Raw genomic sequence first — 17,209 nt, 5'->3', positions numbered from 1 at the left:
CGGCGGCAGAAGGGGAACATAGTGCCGAAAAGCAGACTTTTGATGGCCGCCGCGGCGGCGGGGGTCCTGGCGACCGCGGGCGTGCCCGCACTGGCGGCCGACAATCTCGTCGATGAGGTCCGGGTCGGTCTTTACGATCACAATTCGAGCCTCTTCGCCACGAGGCATGAGACGAGCAGGCCCGACATCAACGGCGAGGTTCTCTTCAAGTCGCCGGACTGGCTGTCCTGGGCCTTCGCTCCGCGTCCCGCCATTGGCGCCAATATCAATACGGGCGGCGGCACGAGCATCGCCTATGCGGGCCTCGCCTGGACGTTCGACGTGACGCCCGCGCTCTTCGTCGAGGGCTCGTTCGGCGGCGCCATCCACAATGGCGAAACGTCCGGCCCGACCAATGGCCGCAGCCGCATCAATTATGGCTGCCGCTTCATGTTCCATGAGAACGCCTCGCTCGGCTATCGCCTCGACGACCAGTCGAGCCTCATGCTCACCATCGACCATATGTCGAATGCGAGCCTCTGCTCGCCCAATCCCGGCCTCACCGGCATCGGCGTGCGCTACGGCTTCAAGTTCTGACTTCGCAAGGAAGCAAGACGCAAATCGAAGGGCGCCTTTCCAGGCGCCCTTTTTCGTGGGAATGCGCCAACTTCCCGGCGCCATGCGGCGACATGACTCGGTCCTAATTTTGCCATCGGCCCCCACAGGCGGCTATGCTGCCTCCCCCCGGAACGAAACGAGGCCGATATGACAGCGATTTCGCCCGCCGAACTTCCCAAGCAGACGGTCAACATCGCCGGCCGTCAGATGGCCTATGTCGAGATTGGCGAAGGCGATCCCATCGTCTTCCTGCACGGCAATCCGACATCGTCCTATCTCTGGCGCAATGTGATGCCGCATCTGAAGGATCAGGGCCGCTGCATCGCGCCGGATCTCATCGGCATGGGGGACAGCGACAAGCTCGAGCCTTCCGGGCCCGAACGCTACACCTTTCAGGAGCATCGCCGCTTTCTCGACGCCTTTCTCGAGGCTGTAAATGTGCGCGAGCGCGTCACCCTCGTCGTTCACGACTGGGGCTCGGCGCTCGGCTTCGACTGGGCGAACCGCCACCGCGACGCGGTGGAAGGCATCGCCTATATGGAAGCGATCGTGCGTCCGCTCGCATGGAGCGAATGGAACGAGGCCGCGCGCCGCATCTTCGAAGGCTTCCGCTCGGAACAGGGTGAGGAAATGATCCTCGAGCGAAACCTCTTCGTCGAGCGCGTCCTGCCGGGATCGGTCATCCGCAAGCTCGCCGATGAGGAAATGGAGGTCTATCGCCGCCCCTTCCTCGAGCCGGGCGAGGACAGGCGGCCGACGCTGAGCTGGCCGCGCCAGATCCCTCTCGACGGCGAACCAGAGATAGTGGCCGCCATCGTGCAGTCCTATGCCGACTACATGACCGCCAACGACCTGCCCAAGCTCTTCATCAATGCCGATCCGGGATCGATCCTCATCGGCCCCCAGCGCGATTTCTGCCGGAGCTGGAAGAACCAGACCGAAGTGACGGTGAAGGGCATTCACTTCATCCAGGAAGACAGTCCCCACGAGATCGGCGAGGCCATCGCCACATGGCGGAAGAGGTGGCGCACGGCCCGGGCCGCGGACTAGACTTCACGCGCGGGCCGATCGCATCCGCGTGAAGGAACAACGAAAAGTCCGGAGAAAAACCATGACCGACACCGCCAGCGCCGCGAATTCCAGCCAGACCTATTCGGCCATCGCCAAGCTGTTGCATTGGGTGATCGTCATTCTGATCGGCCTCCTGCTCTATGCCGGCTGGACCGCTGAGGATTTGCCAAGGGAGCAGCGCCTCGGCGTCATGCAGACCCATGCGGGCCTCGGCCTCACCGTGCTCGTTCTCATGGTCTCGCGGCTTTTCTGGCGGCTCGGCCACCCGGCGCCCGCCCTGCCCGCGGGCATGCCGCGCTGGCAGGTCATCGCTTCCAAGGCGACCCATCACGGGCTCTATTTCTTCGTCATCCTTCAGCCGCTGCTGGGGCTGGCGATCACCACCACGTCGAAATTCAACCTGAAGGCGTTCGGCGTGCTCGGCCTTCAGATCGCGCCCAACGAAACCATCCACGGCATCGGCGAGACGCTGCACGGGATCAACGCCTGGGTGATCGCCGCGCTCATCGCGCTTCATGTCGCCGCCGCGCTCTATCATCATTTCATGCGGCGCGACGACGTGCTGAAGCGCATGCTGCCCTTCGCAAAGATCTGAGCGTCAGGGAATGGTCACACTCAACAGGATCTACACGCGGACGGGCGACAAGGGCACCACCTCCCTCGCGACGGGCGAGCGCGTGCCCAAACACACGCTCAGGATCGAAAGCTACGGTACGGTCGACGAGACCAATGCGGCGATCGGCATCGCCCGGCTCGCCACCGCCGACGATGCAAGGCTCGACGCGATGCTGTCCCGCATCCAGAACGATCTCTTCGACCTCGGCGCCGATCTCGCGACGCCGGGCAAGACGAAGGAAGAGCTCGGCTACGAGCCCTTGCGGATCGTAGAGGCGCAGGTGACGCGCCTCGAACACGAGATCGACACGCTCAACGCCAATCTCGCGCCGCTGCGCTCCTTCGTCCTGCCGGGGGGAACGGCCGCCGCCGCGCACCTTCACCTCGCCCGCGCCATCTGCCGCCGGGCCGAAAGGCTCATGGTCGCGCTCGAGACGGCCGAGCCCGGCCTCGTCAGCGAGCCCGCGCTCAAATATGTGAACCGGCTCTCCGATTTCCTTTTCGTCGCGGCCCGATACGTCAACTGGGCGCCCGACGGCCGGGGCCCCGGCGACGTGCTCTGGACACCGGGGGCGAACCGCTGAGCGCCCGCGTCAGTAAGTCGCTGTAACGAATGATATTTCGGAACATCGCCAGCGATCGGGCATCGCGCTCCCCATTCCGTTGACAGGGGCTTGTAGCGGCTCTAGGTTGCCGCGCTGCAACAACGGCCAAGTCTTCGCGCTGCCGGTTCTCGTTCCCATCAGGGTCGCCACTTCAAGGGTGCCTTTTCGCGCCGTGGGGGCGGTTTGAGGGCCGCGGCCAAGAGCAACATCACGATCGGTCGCCGGGGCGGACGAAACCGTTTCGTAACAGCCAGGGCGACGCGCAGGGAGTTTATCTCGATGAAAGTCCTCGTGCCCGTAAAGCGCGTGGTCGATTACAACGTCAAGATCCGCGTGAAATCGGATCAGACGGGCGTCGATCTCGCCAATGTGAAGATGTCCATGAACCCCTTTGACGAAATCGCCATCGAAGAGGCGGTGCGTCTGAAGGAAGCGGGCAAGGCGACCGAAGTCGTCGCGGTGTCGATCGGCGTCGCGCAGGCGACCGAGACGATCCGCACGGCGCTTGCGATGGGCGCCGATCGCGGCATCCTCGTGAAGACGGACGAGACGGTCGAGCCGATCAACGTCGCGAAGATCCTCAAGGCGATCGTCGAAGCGGAAAAGCCCGACCTCGTCATTCTCGGCAAGCAGGCGATCGACGACGACTGCAACCAGACGGGCCAGATGCTCTCGGCTCTTCTCGGCTGGTCGCAGGGCACCTTCGCCTCGAAGGTCGAATTCGAGGGCGACAAGCTCCTGCTCACGCGCGAAATCGACGGCGGCCTGCAGACGCTGAAGCTCAGCATGCCGGCGATCATCACCACCGACCTTCGCCTCAACGAGCCGCGCTACGCCTCGCTCCCCAACATCATGAAGGCGAAGAAGAAGCCGATCGACGAGAAGACCCCGGCCGATTTCGGCGTCGAGGTGAAGTCGCGCCTCCAGGTCCTGAAGGTGACCGAGCCGCCGCAGCGTCAGGCCGGCATCAAGGTTGAATCTGTCGAGCAGCTCGTATCGAAGCTCAAGGAAGCGGGAGTGATCGGATGACAACGCTGGTTATTGCTGAACACAACAATCAGAGCCTCAACGACGCGACCGCGAAGACCGTCTCCGCTGCCGCGAAGCTGGGCGGCGAAATCCACGTCCTCGTCGCCGGTCAGGGCGTTGACGCGGTTGCAGCCAGCGCCGCGAAGCTCGATGGCGTGAAGAAGGTTCTCGTCGCCGACGACGCGCAATATGCGCATTTCAACGCCGAACCGCTCGCGGCCCTCGTCGTGAGCATCGCCGGCGCCTATGACGCGATCGTTTCGCCCGCGACGACCTCGGGCAAGAACTTCATGCCCCGCGTCGCCGCGCTTCTCGACGTGGCGCAGATTTCCGAGATCATCGAGGTCGACGCGCCCGATACGTTCAAGCGCCCGATCTATGCCGGCAACGCGATCGAGACCGTGAAGTCCGGTGACGCGAAGAAGGTCATCACCGTCCGCACGACGGCCTTCCCCGCCGCGGCCCAGACCGGCTCGGCCGCGATCGAGAAGATCGCCGCCGCCGCCAACCCGGGCCTCTCGGAGTGGGTGAGCGAGAACTTGACGAAGTCGGATCGCCCCGAACTCACCTCCGCGAAGATCATCATCTCCGGCGGCCGCGGCATGCAGTCGGGCGAGAACTTCCAGATGCTGGAAAAGATCGCCGACAAGCTCGGCGCTGCGGTCGGCGCCTCGCGCGCGGCGGTCGATGCGGGCTTCGTTCCGAACGACTATCAGGTCGGCCAGACCGGCAAGGTCGTCGCCCCGGATCTCTATATCGCCGTCGGCATTTCCGGCGCGATCCAGCATCTCGCGGGCATGAAGGACTCCAAGGTCATCGTCGCCATCAACAAGGACGAGGAAGCCCCGATCTTCCAGGTGGCGGATTACGGCCTCGTGGCGGACCTCTTCCAGGCCGTTCCCGCGCTCGAGCAGGAGCTGTCGAAGATCGGCCTCTGAGTGCGGAGGATCGACAAGCCATGAAATGGCGGACGGCGCCGCGGGGCATTCCCTGCGGCGCCGTTTTTGTGTAACGCAGACGATCGGCTATGATGTTTGGGCGCGGAGGAAATCCCGCGCCAGCTTTGGGTGGATAGTATGAATATTCGCAAGGTCGGTGTTATCGGCGCAGGACAGATGGGCAATGGCATCGCGCATGTCTGCGCGCTGGCGGGCTGCGAGGTGCTCTTGAACGACACTTCGAGGGAGCGCATCGAGGCGGGTCTTGCGACGATCAACGGCAACATGACGCGCCAGGTCGCCTCGGGCCGCATCTCCGTTGCCGACCGCGACGCGGCGCTCGACCGCATCTCCCCCGCCCTGAGCTACGAGGATTTCGAAACCGCCGATCTCGTCGTCGAATCCGCGACCGAGAACGAAACGGTGAAACGCAAGATCTTCGCCGATCTCTGTCCGCATCTGCGCGAGGATGCGATCATCGCCACCAACACCTCGTCGATCTCGATCACGAGGCTCGCCGCCTCGACCGACCGGCCCGAGCGCTTCATCGGCATGCATTTCATGAACCCCGTGCCGGTGATGGAACTCGTCGAACTGGTGCGCGGCATCGCCACGGACGACGCAACCTTCGAATCCGTGCGCGAGCTTGCCGTCCGCCTCGGCAAGCAGACGGCGAATGCGGAGGATTTTCCGGCCTTCATCGTCAATCGCATCCTGCTGCCGATGATCAACGAAGCGGTCTACACGCTCTATGAAGGCGTCGGCTCCGTCGAAAGCATCGACAAGGCCATGCGCCTCGGCGCCAACCATCCCATGGGCCCCCTGCAGCTCGCCGACTTCATCGGCCTCGATACCTGCCTCTCCATCATGCAGGTGCTGCATGACGGTCTTTCGGATTCGAAATACCGCCCCTGCCCGCTCCTCGTGAAATATGTCGAGGCGGGCTGGCTCGGCCGCAAGACGCGGCGCGGCTTCTACGACTATCGCGGCGACAAGCCGGTGCCGACCCGCTGATCCGGTCCGGCGAAACCACCGCCGCGAGGAAAACCAAACTTCCTTAACCCTCATCGTGTCATGGTTCTCCCGACCGCCCCCGGAAAGAGGCGTGTTTGTTGGGGGAGTTTGGATGAGCATCGACGAGCTGGAGGACGTGAAAGAGGATTTCCGGTCAGGCCGCGGCCCCGAACTTCTCGATGCGCCCAGCCACCCGACAGTGGCGCGGCTCCACGCCTATCTCGAACAGAAGCGGCAAGGCCGCCCCTTCACCGATCGCGGTGACATCCGCCCCGCCGAGATCGCGCCCCTGCTGCCGCATCTCGTCGTCCTCGACGTGCTCGATGGCGGCAATGACTTCCGCGTGAGGATCTGGGGCACCGCGCTCGTCGAACTCATGCGCGAGGAGCGCACGGGCCAGCTCCTCTCGGAATTCGGGCGGGAGCCGCGCATTCCGACCGACGCCACCGAGCTTCGCAGGAGATGGCTGACCATCTCGAAACTGACCCTGAAGCGCCGGGAGGCGATCTTCTTCAGATCGCCCACCGTTTCGCCCAAACGCGCCTTCATGACCTATCACGGCATGTTCGCGCCCCTGACAGCCGGCAACGCGGAAATCGGCCAGATTTTCGGCATCATGGTCAGCGTCCTCCATACCGGCCGCCAGAAATAGCGAAGGCAGGATTCGTTAACTTCCGTGCCCGACAATGAACCGCCGTCCCGGGGTGGGGGATGGCCATGCACGGATTGAACTTGAAATGGGCAGAGATCCGAGCGACACGCCAAAACTGGCGGAACCGCTTCATTATCACGACGCGCCGGAGCATCCCCGCGTCGCCGAACTCGTAGACTACTGGAACGCCAAGCGCGGCACGCGGCCGATGCCCGATCGCGCCGACATCGTCCCCGGCGAAATTCCCCGGCTGCTGCCGAACATCGTCATCTGCGAAGTCCTTCGCGGCGGCGAGGATTTCCGCATGCGCATCTTCGGCACCAAGCTCGTCGAACTCACTGGCGAGGAACGCACCGGCAAGAGCCTCTCGGATTTCGGCGCCCATGCGATAGTCCCGACGCGGCCCGAAATCGTTCAGGACCGCTGGCTGGAGGTCATCCGCCGCTCCTACCAGCAGGTGAAGCCCGTTTTCGTCAGCGGCGCGATGACGAGTTCGGACCGCCCCTATCTCGCCTGGCATGCCGTCTCCTGCCCGCTCACGGCGGGCGGCACCGCTGTCAGTCAGTTGATGGGCGGCCTCTTCGTCGTCGACAGGCGCTGACGGGCCGGAGGGCGCCCCTCATTCGACCGAAGTCACCCTGAGCGCCGCCTCGATCAACGCCCTGGCCTCCGGCGCGTCCCACTCGGCGGGGCCGACCAGCCGGCCGATCTCCCGGCCATCCGGCCCGATCAGCACCGTCGTCGGCAGCCCATAGCCCTTCATCTGGAAATTCGCCCGCGCGGACGGATCGTTATAGAGGCTGATGTGGCTTGCCTTCATTTCGTCCAGAAAGGCTCTCGCAAGATCGTGGCCGTCCTTGTCGACGCTGAGGGCGACGACCTCGAACCTTTCACCCCCCAGCGCGCCTTCCAGCCGGTCGAGGGTCGGCATCTCCTCCCGGCAGGGCGTGCACCATGTCGCCCAGAGATTGAGAAGCACCAGCCTGCCGCGAAAATCGGAAAGCCGGACCGTCTTTCGCTCCCCGTCGAGAAACTCGAGATCCGGCACGGACCGGGGTTCGGCATCAGCTCTGAAATTGGCCATGGCGCCAGTGGCATAGGGGGCGAGCGAGGCCGCGGCACCGGCCGATGACGGCCCCTGCACGGCCACGCCATTGCCTAGGGGCCGCGCGATCAAGTATAGAGCCGCGACGGCCACAAGAGCCGCAGCCGCCAAAATCAGGATAGACTTCGGTCTGGATCCAAACATCGGGCTTCCGACAACTCCCTCCCGCAAGGCCGGGGCCGGGGGCGGGGCGCACCCGGGGACACTGCGATGAGCAACAAAATGTGGGGCGGTCGCTTCGGCCAGGGCCCCGACCGCATCATGGAGGAGATCAACGCCTCCATCGACTTCGACAAGCGCCTCTTCGCCCAGGATATCCGGGGCTCGCAGGCGCATTGCTCCATGTTGGCCGCACAGGGAATTATCTCAAGCGCGGACGCGGAGCAAATCGTCGCGGGACTCGAGGAAATCCGCAAGGACATCGAGGTCGGCCAGTTCACCTTCAGCCGCGCGCTGGAAGACATCCACATGAATGTCGAATCGCGGCTGGCGGAGCTCATCGGACCGGCGGCCGGCCGGCTCCACACCGCACGCTCACGCAACGATCAGGTGGCCACCGACTTCAAGCTCTATGTGCGCGATACGATCGACCACCTCGACGAGCAGCTTGCGCAACTCCAGAAGGCGCTGGTCGAAAAGGCCGAGGCGCATGCCGCCACGATCATGCCGGGCTTCACGCATCTGCAGACGGCGCAGCCCGTGACCTTCGGTCATCACTGCCTCGCCTATGTGGAAATGGCGGCGCGCGATCGCGGCCGCTTCGCCGATGCGCGCAGGCGCCTCAACGAGAGCCCGCTCGGGGCCGCCGCGCTTGCCGGCACCTCCTTCCCGATCGACCGCGCGCGCACCGCCAAGGAACTGGGCTTCGACCGGCCGACGCGAAACTCGCTCGACAGCGTCTCCGACCGCGACTTCGTGCTGGAAACGCTTTCCGCCGCCGCCATCGCCGCGACGCATCTCTCGCGGCTGGCCGAGGAAATCGTCATCTGGTCGACGCCCGGCTTCGATTTCGTGCGCCTGCCCGACAGCTTCACCACCGGCTCCTCCATCATGCCGCAGAAGCGCAACCCGGACGCCGCCGAGCTTGTCCGCGCGAAGACCGGCCGCGTCATGGGCGCGCTGACGACGCTCCTCGTCGTGATGAAGGGCCTGCCTCTCGCCTATTCCAAGGACATGCAGGAGGACAAGGAAGCGGCCTTCGACGCGCTCGACGCGCTCTCGCTCTCGCTCGCCGCCATGACCGGCATGGTCGAGACGCTCACCGTCAATGAGCACGCGATGCGCGCCGCCGCCTCGCGCGGCTTTGCCACCGCCACCGACCTCGCCGACTGGCTGGTGCGGAAGCTCGGCATGCCCTTCCGCCAGGCCCATCACGTGACGGGCTCCCTCGTCGCCAGGGCCGAGCAGAAGGGCGTGGATCTCGACGGGCTCACGCTTGCCGAGATGCAGGAGGTGGAGCCAAGGATCACCGATGAGGTATATTCGGTCCTGGGCGTGGACAATTCTGTCCGCAGCCGCACGAGCTTCGGCGGCACGGCGCCCGACAATGTGCGCGAGGCAGCCTCCTGGTGGCGCAGGGAACTGGCGCGCGAAGCGGCGAAGGCAGGGGAGAAATGACATGAACAGGCGGATGACGATCGCGGCGGCGCTCGGCCTCTCGGCTCTCCTCGCGCTCGGCGCCTGCGGCCGCAAGGGCGACCTCGAGCCGCCGCCCAATGTCAGCCCCGACATGGCGGCCAAACAGCCCGCCTGCGCGACCCCGCGCGGCCTTGAAGGCCGCCCGGTCGACACGACGCGCTCGCCGATGATCCCTTCGGGCAATCCGACCCAGATACCGGAGAATGCGGTTCCGGGCTGCTAGGACGAAATCAAGTGAACCATTTCGAATATCGCGGCGGCATCCTGCATGCTGAGGATGTCGCGATCCCCGAGATCGCCGAGGCGGTCGGCACGCCCTTCTATTGCTATTCGACGGCGACGCTGACGCGCCACGCGCAGGTCTTCATGGACGCCTTCAGGGGCCAGCCGGCGCGGCTCTGCTACGCGATCAAGGCCAACTCGAACCTCGCCGTCATCGCCACGCTCGCGCGCCTGGGCGTCGGCGCCGATGTCGTCTCGGAGGGCGAGCTTCGTCGCGCACTCGCCGCCGGGATCGCGCCCGGCAAGATCGTCTTTTCCGGTGTCGGCAAGACCGCGGCCGAAATCGCCTTCGCGCTCGAAGCGGGCATCGACCAGTTCAATGTCGAATCGGAACCGGAACTGGAACTTCTCTCGGCGCTTGCCGCCGCGCGCGGGCTCACGGCGACCATCGCCATCCGCGTGAACCCCGATGTCGACGCGAAGACGCATGAGAAGATCGCGACCGGCAAGGCGGAAAACAAGTTCGGCATTTCATGGAAGCGCGCCCCCGCCGTCTATGCGCGCGCCCGCGAGCTTCCCGGCATCGAGGCGAGCGGCATCGACGTCCATATCGGCAGCCAGCTCACCTCGCTCGAACCCTTTGAAGCGGCCTTCCGCCGCGTCGCCGAGATGGTGGCGACGCTGCGCGCGGAAGGACACGCCATCAGCCGCATCGACCTCGGCGGCGGGCTCGGCATCCCCTATCGCGGCGACAACGACATTCCTCCGCATCCGGATGAATATGCGGCGATGGTCAGGCGCACGGTCGGCCATCTCGGCTGCGAGATCACCTGCGAGCCGGGCCGCCTCATCGTCGGCAATGCGGGCATCCTCGTCTCGCGCGTGATCTACGAAAAGCGCGGCGACGACCGGAACTTCCTCATCGTCGATGCGGCGATGAACGACCTCATCCGCCCGACCCTTTATGACGCCTATCACGAGATCAGGCCCGTTTCGGAGCCCGCCGGCAACGTTGAAGAGACGGCCTATGATGTCGTGGGCCCCGTCTGCGAGACGGGCGATTTCCTTGCCAAGGGGCGCACCCTGCCGCGTCTCATGACGGGCGATCTCGTCGCCATCATGTCGGCGGGCGCCTATGGCGCCGTTCAGGCGTCCGAATACAATACGAGGCCGCTCGTGCCCGAAGTGCTCGTCAATGGCGCCGACTATGCCGTGGTGCGCGCGCGCCCAAGTTATGACGAAATCCTGAAGCAGGATATGATTCCGCAATGGATCGGGCCTGCGGCATCGCCGAAGCGCTAGGGCCGGTTCCGCGATTGGCGGGGGGGCATGATTTTTCCCGGAAAGTCTGCAAGCTTCCCGCATCATGTTCCGGTGTCAGGCCCGGCGAGAGGCGCGAGATTTGAGCGGCCCCGATAGCAAAGAGCCCCAGGACAAAGCTCCCGCGAAGGGCGCGCGCAGATTGCCGCCGCGCGTCGAGCGGCGCATCGGGATCGCGCGCATCCTCCTCGTCTGGGAGACGCTCTGGCCCGCGCTCTGGCCGCCCGTGGGGCTCGCCGGCATTTTCCTCAGCCTTGCCCTTTTCGGCGCCTTTCAGCGGCTGCCCATGGCGCTCCACTGGGCGCTGCTCGGCGCCTCGGCCCTTCTCATGGCATGGCTCGTCTGGCGCGGACTCATGGGGCTGCGCTGGCCCGACCGCGATGCGGCCCTGCGCCATCTGGAGCGCGTGTCCGGTCTCGCCCACCGGCCGCTTGCCGCCTATGAAGACCTGCCCGCGCCCGGCAGCGGCGACGCCGCGCTGTGGCGCGCCCACCAGAACTGGGTCGCGGACCGCCTGCGGAAGCTGAGGCTCGGCCTGCCCTCGCCCGGCCTTGCCACGCGCGACCCCTATGCGCTGCGCGCGATCGTCGCCATGCTCCTCGTCGTGGCGCTTGCGGGCACCGGCGACGGACGGATGCGGCGCGTCGCATCGGCCCTGCTGCCCGGCGTCGGCGCAGCGAAGACCCTCTCCATCGAAGCCTGGGTCACGCCGCCCGCCTATACGGGGCGCGCGCCGATCTATCTGAGCCGCGCCGAGCCCGGCGGAACGCCCGCGAACGGCGAAACGCTGACCGTGCCCGTGAACAGCGCCTTTTCCATCCGCGTTCACGGTCCCCGCAATCCGCCAGCGCTCCAGTCGGCCTCCGGCGAGCGCGGGGAGCGCAGCAAACCCGAACTTCTCGAAGATACCGGCGACCGCAACTACGTCGTCGACACGAAGCTCGCCGACGCGACCGAATTCGCGCTGACCGTCGGCGGCCGCGTCGTCCGGAGCTGGAACATCGCCGTCATCCCGGACGAGAAGCCCACCATCGCGCTCACCAAGCCCATCGAGAAGACCGCCACCGGCTCGCTTCGCTTTGCCTACAAGGTTCATGACGACTATGGCGTGGTGAGCGCCGAGGCGCGCATCGCGCTCGGCGCGCCGCCGCCGCCACCGCCCGCCGTTTCGACTCCGAAGCCGAGGCCCGGCGCCGCGAAACAGGCCACTCACGCGAAGCCCGTGCCGCATGTCACCCCGCCCGTCATCAAGCTGGCGCTCCCCACGCTCCGGCCCCGCGATGCGAGCGGCGAAACCTATGTCGACCTCACCCCGCACCCCTGGGCGGGCCTGCCCGTCACCATCACGCTCGTCGCCGAGGACGACGCGAAACAGGAAGGTGTGAGCGAGCCCGTCGCCATGACGCTGCCCGCCCGCGACTTCAGGAAACCGCTCGCCGCCGCCATCGTCGAGCAGCGCCGCGCACTCGCGCTCGACCCCGCATCGACGCCCCGCATCGCCAGCGTCATCGACGCCTTCACGCATGATGCGGAACGCTATATCGACGACACCACCGTCTATCTCGCGCTGCGCTCGGCCTATTGGCGGCTCACCAGCGCCGGACATGAGAGCGACCTCAACGGCATTTTCGATCTCCTCTGGGCGACCGCGCTGCACATCGAGGATGGCGATCTCTCGCTCGCCGAGAGCGATCTGCGCCGCACCCGCGACGCGCTCAACGATGCGCTCGCCAGAGGCGCCGGCAATGACGAGATCGAGCGGCTGCTGGACGAACTCAAGGAAAGCTTCAAGCGCTACATGGATTCGCTCGCCGCGCGGGGCGGCAACATGCCGAACCGGATGGAGCAATTCGCGCCCCGCGACGGCCAGACCATCGACCGCGATCAGCTCGAGAAGATGCTGAGCGCCATCAGCGAGCTTGCCCGCACCGGCGCGCGCGAACAGGCCAAGGCCATGCTCGAGCAGTTGCAGGCGATCATGGAAAACATGCGCGTGCCGCAGCAGGGCAACGAGGCCATGAGCGAGAGCGAGCAGGCGATGGCGCAGGGCGTCGATCGCATGGGCAAGCTCATCGACCGGCAGCGCCAGCTCATGGACGAAACCTTCCGCCAGAGCGGCCAGGGCGGCCAGGGCGGCGCGACGGCGGGCGGGAACGGCACGGGCGGCAAGGCGGGCGGAAAGCACGCAGGCAAATCCCTCGAGGAGCTGAAGCGCGCGCAGGAGGCGCTGCGGCAGGAACTCGACGGCATCATCCGCGACCTCGGCAAGTCGGGGGCGAAGGTGCCCTCATCGCTCGACAAGGCGGGCCGGTCGATGGAAAGCGCGGGCGAGCGCCTCGGCGAAGGCCGCGCCGACCGGGCGACGGGCGCGCAGGGACAGGCCATAGCAGGCCTGCGCGAAGGCGCGCAGGGGCTTGCCGATCAGCTGATGCAGAGCATGGCCGGGCGCCGCGGCACGACCGGACGCGGCAATGGCAACAATATGGACCCTCTTGGCCGCTCGCTGCCGAGTTCAGGCACCGATCTCGGCGCCGATGTCGCCGTGCCCGACAAGATCGACATTCAGCGCGCGCGGGAAATCATCGAGGAATTGCGCCGCCGCGCGGGCGAGCTTGGCCGGCCGAAGATCGAACTCGACTATCTCGACCGCCTGCTGAAGCGCTTCTGATTTCAGCGCGGGTATTGCACCAGCGCCTGTTCGATGCGCTCGACAAGCTCGTCGAGCGTGAACGGCTTGAGCAGAATGTCGCTGATGATCGCCTCGAGCCCGTGGGCGCGCTCGCGCTGGTCGGAATAGCCCGTCATGAGCAGGATCGGCATGTCGGGCGCATCGCGCGCGGCGGCAAGCGCCAGCGAGATACCGTCCATCACCGGCATCAGGATATCCGTGAGCAGAAGCTCATGCGGCCTGCCGCCCGCCCGCGCCCGCTCGAGCGCCGCGAGCGCCTCGCTGCCATCGCCGGCCGCCTCGACCTGGTGCCCGACCCCTTCGAGCGCCCGCGTGATGAAGGCCCGGACGCTCGGCTCGTCTTCGGCGATGAGAATGCGCGCCATCGCTCACTCCTCCACGAAGCCGACGAAGGGAAGCTGGCGGAACGCATGGGCCGCATCCATGCCATAGCCGACGACGAAAACATCGGGGCATTCGAAGCCCACGAAATCGGCCTTCAACTGGGTGGCGAGCTTGCCCGGCTTGTCGAGCAGCACGCAGGTGAGGATCGTGCGGGCATGCCGCGCCGCCATCAGATCCCTGGCGAAGGCAAGCGTGCGGCCCGATTCGAGTATGTCGTCGATGATGAGCACGTCGCGGCCCTCGATGGGAACCTCCGTGTCGCGCAGGATCGTCACCTCGCCGCGCGACGTCCGGCCGGCGCCATAACTCGACAGGCTGAGGAAATCCATGTCGGGCGCCGCTCCGGCATCGTGGAGCGCGCGCATGAGATCGGCGGCGAAGACGAAGCTCCCCTTGAGGATCGGCACGATGAGAGGCCGTGGCCCCATGCGCGCCACGATCTCGCGCGCAAGCTCATGCACCCGCGCTGAAAGAGCCTCGGCCGAATAGAGGACGGAGATGCGCGCGTCGCCGGCGCCGGACCCTGCCATGCGTTAGTGGCCGGCCGTTTCGGACGGGAGCATCTTCTCGCCCGAGGTCGCATCTCCCTCTGCCTCGGCCTTCGCGGCTTCGCGATCCTCGCCCTTCTGCACGAAGCGCAGTTCGAGATCGCGCGCCTCGACCGGCGGGCTCGAAAGCCGCGTGACGAAGCTCGCCGATTCCATGGGGGCGATGTCCTTTTCGACGAGCGCGAAGGTCCAGTGATAAAGCTCCCGCTGGTGCTGATCGAAAAGCGCGACCCTGAGGCGCGGCACGGCGCGCCGCTCGCCGCTTACATTCACGACCTCGCCCTTGATTGCGAGAACGGGCAGGCCGTTCTCGGTCTGGCGCTCATAGCCGACGCCGCGCAACTCGAAGCCGCGCAGATTGATGGGTTTGTCCACCGCCGCATAAAGCGTCGTCGTCGCGGGCCATCGCACGGCGATGTCCTGCCGCCAGTGCCAGCCCGCATAGGCGGTGCTGCCGACAAAGCCGACGAGCAGCACCCAGCCGATCGCGCCGAGCACACGGCCGCGCCGCGTCGAGGCGGCGTTGTGAATGAAGGCGCGGAGCCTGCCGCCATTGCCGAGCTGCGAGGGCGGCGCCACGTCGGCGCTGGATGCGTCGGCGCCGGATGCGTCCTCGCCCGGCGCATCTGCGGAGGCCGGAACCTCGGCCTTGCTCTTGAAGAGCGGACCGCCAGCCGGGAGGGTGGGCAGAGGATCGGCCGCGGGCGCTTCCGCCTCGCCTGCCGCACCCGCCACATCCGCCGTATCCGCGAAGCCTATGTCGTCCTCGATCGCCGCTTCCCCTTTGCGGGGCAGATCGGTCGGCGGCGCCTGATGCCAGCTATGGCCGCATTTGGCGCATCGCACCTTGCGCCCCGAAGGCGCAAAGGAGGCCGCATCCACCGGATAGCGTGTCGAGCAGGACGGGCAGGTAATGATCATCCGGGTATTTGCCGAAACTTTGAGCCGTGAACGACCTGTGGCGAGCTTAGAGGCATCCCGCGGGAAGCCTCTTCGCCAAAGCCTATTGAAACCCGCATCATGGTTAAAGTCCGATTAAGACCGGAGCGCCGGCGCGCATCGCCAGCCATTCCGCAAGCTTCCGGCGGCCTTCATCCATGATACCTTTCAGCGCATGATTCGCTTCGAGAATGTGGGCATGCGTTATGGCATGGGGCCGGAAATCCTGCGCGATGTGAGCTTTCACCTCGCCGCCGGCTCCTTTCACTTTCTCACCGGCCCGTCGGGAGCAGGCAAGACCTCGCTGCTGAAACTGATGTTTCTCGCTTCGCACCCCTCGCGCGGCCTCATCACCATGTTCGGGCGGGACGTCGCGACGCTTCCCCGCGCGGAGCTTCCCGATCTCCGCCGTCGCATCGGCGTCGTCTTTCAGGAATTCCGCCTGCTCGATCATCTGACCACCTATGAGAATGTCGCGCTGCCGCTGCGCATACAGGGCCGGTCGGAGGAAAGCTACCGCGCCGATGTGAAGGAGCTTCTCTCCTGGGTCGGCCTCGGCGAGCGCATGCACGCAAAGCCGCCGACGCTTTCGGGCGGCGAGAAGCAGCGTGCCGCCATCGCCCGTGCCGTGGTCGCCCAGCCCGACGTTCTGCTCGCGGACGAGCCGACCGGCAATGTGGACCCGGAAATGGGCAAGCGGCTCCTGCGCCTTTTCGTCGAGCTCAATCGCCTCGGCACTTCGGTTCTGATCGCCACCCACGATCATGCGCTGGTCGAGGCGGCGGGCGCGCCCGAACTCGTGCTCAACAACGGGAGGCTCGCCATCCGTGGCTGATCCTGCCGCAGCGCGCCCAAGCGCCCATCACGAAACGGCCGAAAGGCGCGGCCTCGGCGAAAGGCTCAAGGCGCTCATCGTCGAGACGCGGAGCGTCATGCCGGCGGCTGGCGCAACGGGCCTCCCGCTCATTCTCGTCGTCGCCGCCATGTGCTTTCTCGCAAGCCTCGCCCTCGGCACCGCGCTCACGGTGGGCCACACCTCGGCCGAATGGGCGCGCGAGCTTTCGGGCGCGCTCACCGTCGAGGTGAAACCCTCGCCCGCCATGTCGCAGGCCGATCAGACCGATGCCGTCCTCAATGTGCTTTCGGGCACGCAGGGCGTGCTTTCCGCCCGCGCGCTCACCAATGCCGATGTGGCGGGCCTGCTCGAACCCTGGCTCGGTCAGGGCAATGTGACCGAGGACCTGCCGCTGCCGCATCTCGTCGATGTGCGGATCGACCCCAATTCGCCGCCCGATTTCGACGCACTCGCAGAACGCATCGCCGCCGCGGCGCCCGGCGCCCGCCTCGACACGCATCGCCGCTGGCACGCAGAACTCATCCGCACCGCGCATTCCGTCGAATGGCTCGCCTATGCCGTGCTCGCCGTCGTCGCAGCGACGACCATCGCCATCGTCACCTTCGCGACGCGCGCCGGTCTTTCCGCCAATCGCGAGGTCGTCGAGGTTCTGAATCTCATCGGCGCGCGCGACCGCTTCATCGCCGCGGAGATCGAGCGCCATTTCCTTCATCTCGGCCTCAGAGGCGGCGCCATCGGCCTTGCGCTTTCCGTCGCGACATTCCTCGCTCTCGGACAATACGGCCATGCCACGAGCCTCTTCCTCGTTCCGGCTTCTGGCCTGCGCCCGGAATTCTATCCCGCGCTCCTTGCCGTGCCGCTCATCGCCGCGCTCGTCGCCCTCGTCACCGCGCGATTGACCGTCATCAGAACGCTCCACCGCCTGCTTTAAGCCTCCCGCCTCTATGCTACAGTCCCCCCGTTCCGGGACCCCCCGTTTCGGTCCCC

The 17,209-nt window shown here is 66.2% G+C and carries 19 protein-coding genes; 15 read left to right on the top strand and 4 right to left on the bottom strand.

What is annotated here, in order from left to right; translation table 11 throughout:
- The first annotated feature begins 42 nt into the window (after window positions 1–42).
- The 9 genes from PKA57_RS03645 (at window position 43) to PKA57_RS03605 (ending at window position 7,122) form a co-directional block, all read left to right on the top strand.
- Window positions 43–576, top strand: coding sequence for an acyloxyacyl hydrolase (locus tag PKA57_RS03645; RefSeq protein WP_324297592.1), 534 nt, complete (start codon window positions 43–45; stop codon window positions 574–576).
- A 168-nt stretch (window positions 577–744) separates the two neighbouring features.
- Window positions 745–1,647 (top strand): haloalkane dehalogenase, encoded by a 903-nt coding sequence (locus PKA57_RS03640; protein WP_324297590.1) that lies wholly within the window; start codon window positions 745–747, stop codon window positions 1,645–1,647.
- Window positions 1,648–1,708: 61 nt separating this feature from the next.
- Window positions 1,709–2,263: a cytochrome b gene (locus PKA57_RS03635; protein ID WP_324297588.1), complete on the top strand. Its 555-nt coding sequence runs from the start codon at window positions 1,709–1,711 to the stop codon at window positions 2,261–2,263.
- A gap of 10 nt (window positions 2,264–2,273) precedes the next feature.
- Window positions 2,274–2,867 carry a cob(I)yrinic acid a,c-diamide adenosyltransferase gene (locus tag PKA57_RS03630; RefSeq protein ID WP_324297587.1) on the top strand — a complete coding sequence of 198 codons (594 nt, stop codon included), beginning with the start codon at window positions 2,274–2,276 and terminating at the stop codon, window positions 2,865–2,867.
- Window positions 2,868–3,167: 300 nt separating this feature from the next.
- Window positions 3,168–3,917 (top strand): electron transfer flavoprotein subunit beta/FixA family protein, encoded by a 750-nt coding sequence (locus tag PKA57_RS03625; protein WP_324297585.1) that lies wholly within the window; start codon window positions 3,168–3,170, stop codon window positions 3,915–3,917.
- The gene (locus PKA57_RS03620; protein WP_324297584.1) at window positions 3,914–4,855 is read left to right on the top strand and encodes an FAD-binding protein; all 942 of its coding nucleotides are present in this window, start codon (window positions 3,914–3,916) and stop codon (window positions 4,853–4,855) included. Before PKA57_RS03625 ends, PKA57_RS03620 begins: the two co-directional genes overlap by 4 nt.
- A gap of 138 nt (window positions 4,856–4,993) precedes the next feature.
- Window positions 4,994–5,869, top strand: coding sequence for a 3-hydroxybutyryl-CoA dehydrogenase (locus PKA57_RS03615; protein WP_324297583.1), 876 nt, complete (start codon window positions 4,994–4,996; stop codon window positions 5,867–5,869).
- A gap of 112 nt (window positions 5,870–5,981) precedes the next feature.
- Entirely contained in the window at window positions 5,982–6,521 is a 540-nt protein-coding gene (locus PKA57_RS03610; protein ID WP_324297582.1) for a PAS domain-containing protein, read from the top strand.
- A gap of 85 nt (window positions 6,522–6,606) precedes the next feature.
- Window positions 6,607–7,122, top strand: a complete 516-nt coding sequence (locus PKA57_RS03605; protein ID WP_324297581.1) for a PAS domain-containing protein — start codon at window positions 6,607–6,609, stop codon at window positions 7,120–7,122.
- 18 nt (window positions 7,123–7,140) lie between these two features.
- Here PKA57_RS03605 and PKA57_RS03600 read toward each other — a convergent pair whose 3' ends face one another.
- Window positions 7,141–7,569: a TlpA disulfide reductase family protein gene (locus tag PKA57_RS03600; RefSeq protein ID WP_324297579.1), complete on the bottom strand. Its 429-nt coding sequence runs from the start codon at window positions 7,567–7,569 to the stop codon at window positions 7,141–7,143.
- Window positions 7,570–7,836: 267 nt separating this feature from the next.
- Between PKA57_RS03600 and argH the strand changes: the two genes are divergently transcribed.
- The 4 genes from argH (at window position 7,837) to PKA57_RS03580 (ending at window position 13,474) form a co-directional block, all read left to right on the top strand.
- Window positions 7,837–9,243: an argininosuccinate lyase gene (argH, locus tag PKA57_RS03595; RefSeq protein ID WP_324297577.1), complete on the top strand. Its 1,407-nt coding sequence runs from the start codon at window positions 7,837–7,839 to the stop codon at window positions 9,241–9,243.
- Between the two features lies 1 nt (window position 9,244).
- Window positions 9,245–9,487, top strand: coding sequence for a lipoprotein (locus PKA57_RS03590; RefSeq protein ID WP_324297575.1), 243 nt, complete (start codon window positions 9,245–9,247; stop codon window positions 9,485–9,487).
- A gap of 11 nt (window positions 9,488–9,498) precedes the next feature.
- Complete coding sequence (lysA, locus tag PKA57_RS03585; protein ID WP_324297573.1) at window positions 9,499–10,788, top strand: diaminopimelate decarboxylase; 1,290 nt, start codon at window positions 9,499–9,501, stop codon at window positions 10,786–10,788.
- 160 nt (window positions 10,789–10,948) lie between these two features.
- Entirely contained in the window at window positions 10,949–13,474 is a 2,526-nt protein-coding gene (locus tag PKA57_RS03580; RefSeq protein WP_324297571.1) for a TIGR02302 family protein, read from the top strand.
- Between the two features lie 2 nt (window positions 13,475–13,476).
- Here the strand turns inward: PKA57_RS03580 and PKA57_RS03575 are convergent, their stop codons facing one another.
- Genes PKA57_RS03575 through PKA57_RS03565 form a run of 3 tightly spaced genes read right to left on the bottom strand, consistent with a single transcriptional unit; the run spans window position 13,477 to window position 15,348 of the window.
- A complete protein-coding gene (locus tag PKA57_RS03575) occupies window positions 13,477–13,860 on the bottom strand; it encodes a response regulator (RefSeq protein ID WP_324297569.1) in 384 nt (127 codons plus the stop codon).
- Window positions 13,861–13,863: 3 nt separating this feature from the next.
- Window positions 13,864–14,409 (bottom strand): hypoxanthine phosphoribosyltransferase, encoded by a 546-nt coding sequence (gene hpt / locus PKA57_RS03570; RefSeq protein WP_324297567.1) that lies wholly within the window; start codon window positions 14,407–14,409, stop codon window positions 13,864–13,866.
- Between the two features lie 3 nt (window positions 14,410–14,412).
- Complete coding sequence (locus tag PKA57_RS03565; RefSeq protein ID WP_324297565.1) at window positions 14,413–15,348, bottom strand: DUF3426 domain-containing protein; 936 nt, start codon at window positions 15,346–15,348, stop codon at window positions 14,413–14,415.
- Window positions 15,349–15,541: 193 nt separating this feature from the next.
- Between PKA57_RS03565 and ftsE the strand changes: the two genes are divergently transcribed.
- Window positions 15,542–16,201 (top strand): cell division ATP-binding protein FtsE, encoded by a 660-nt coding sequence (ftsE, locus tag PKA57_RS03560; protein WP_324297563.1) that lies wholly within the window; start codon window positions 15,542–15,544, stop codon window positions 16,199–16,201.
- Window positions 16,194–17,153: an FtsX-like permease family protein gene (locus tag PKA57_RS03555; protein ID WP_324297562.1), complete on the top strand. Its 960-nt coding sequence runs from the start codon at window positions 16,194–16,196 to the stop codon at window positions 17,151–17,153. Before ftsE ends, PKA57_RS03555 begins: the two co-directional genes overlap by 8 nt.
- Window positions 17,154–17,209: the final 56 nt, after the last annotated feature.

It is taken from the genome of Parvibaculum sp. (assembly GCF_035325945.1).
In the GTDB taxonomy this organism is placed as follows: Bacteria; Pseudomonadota; Alphaproteobacteria; order Parvibaculales; family Parvibaculaceae; genus Parvibaculum.
This window is presented reverse-complemented; position numbering and strand designations above follow the sequence as displayed.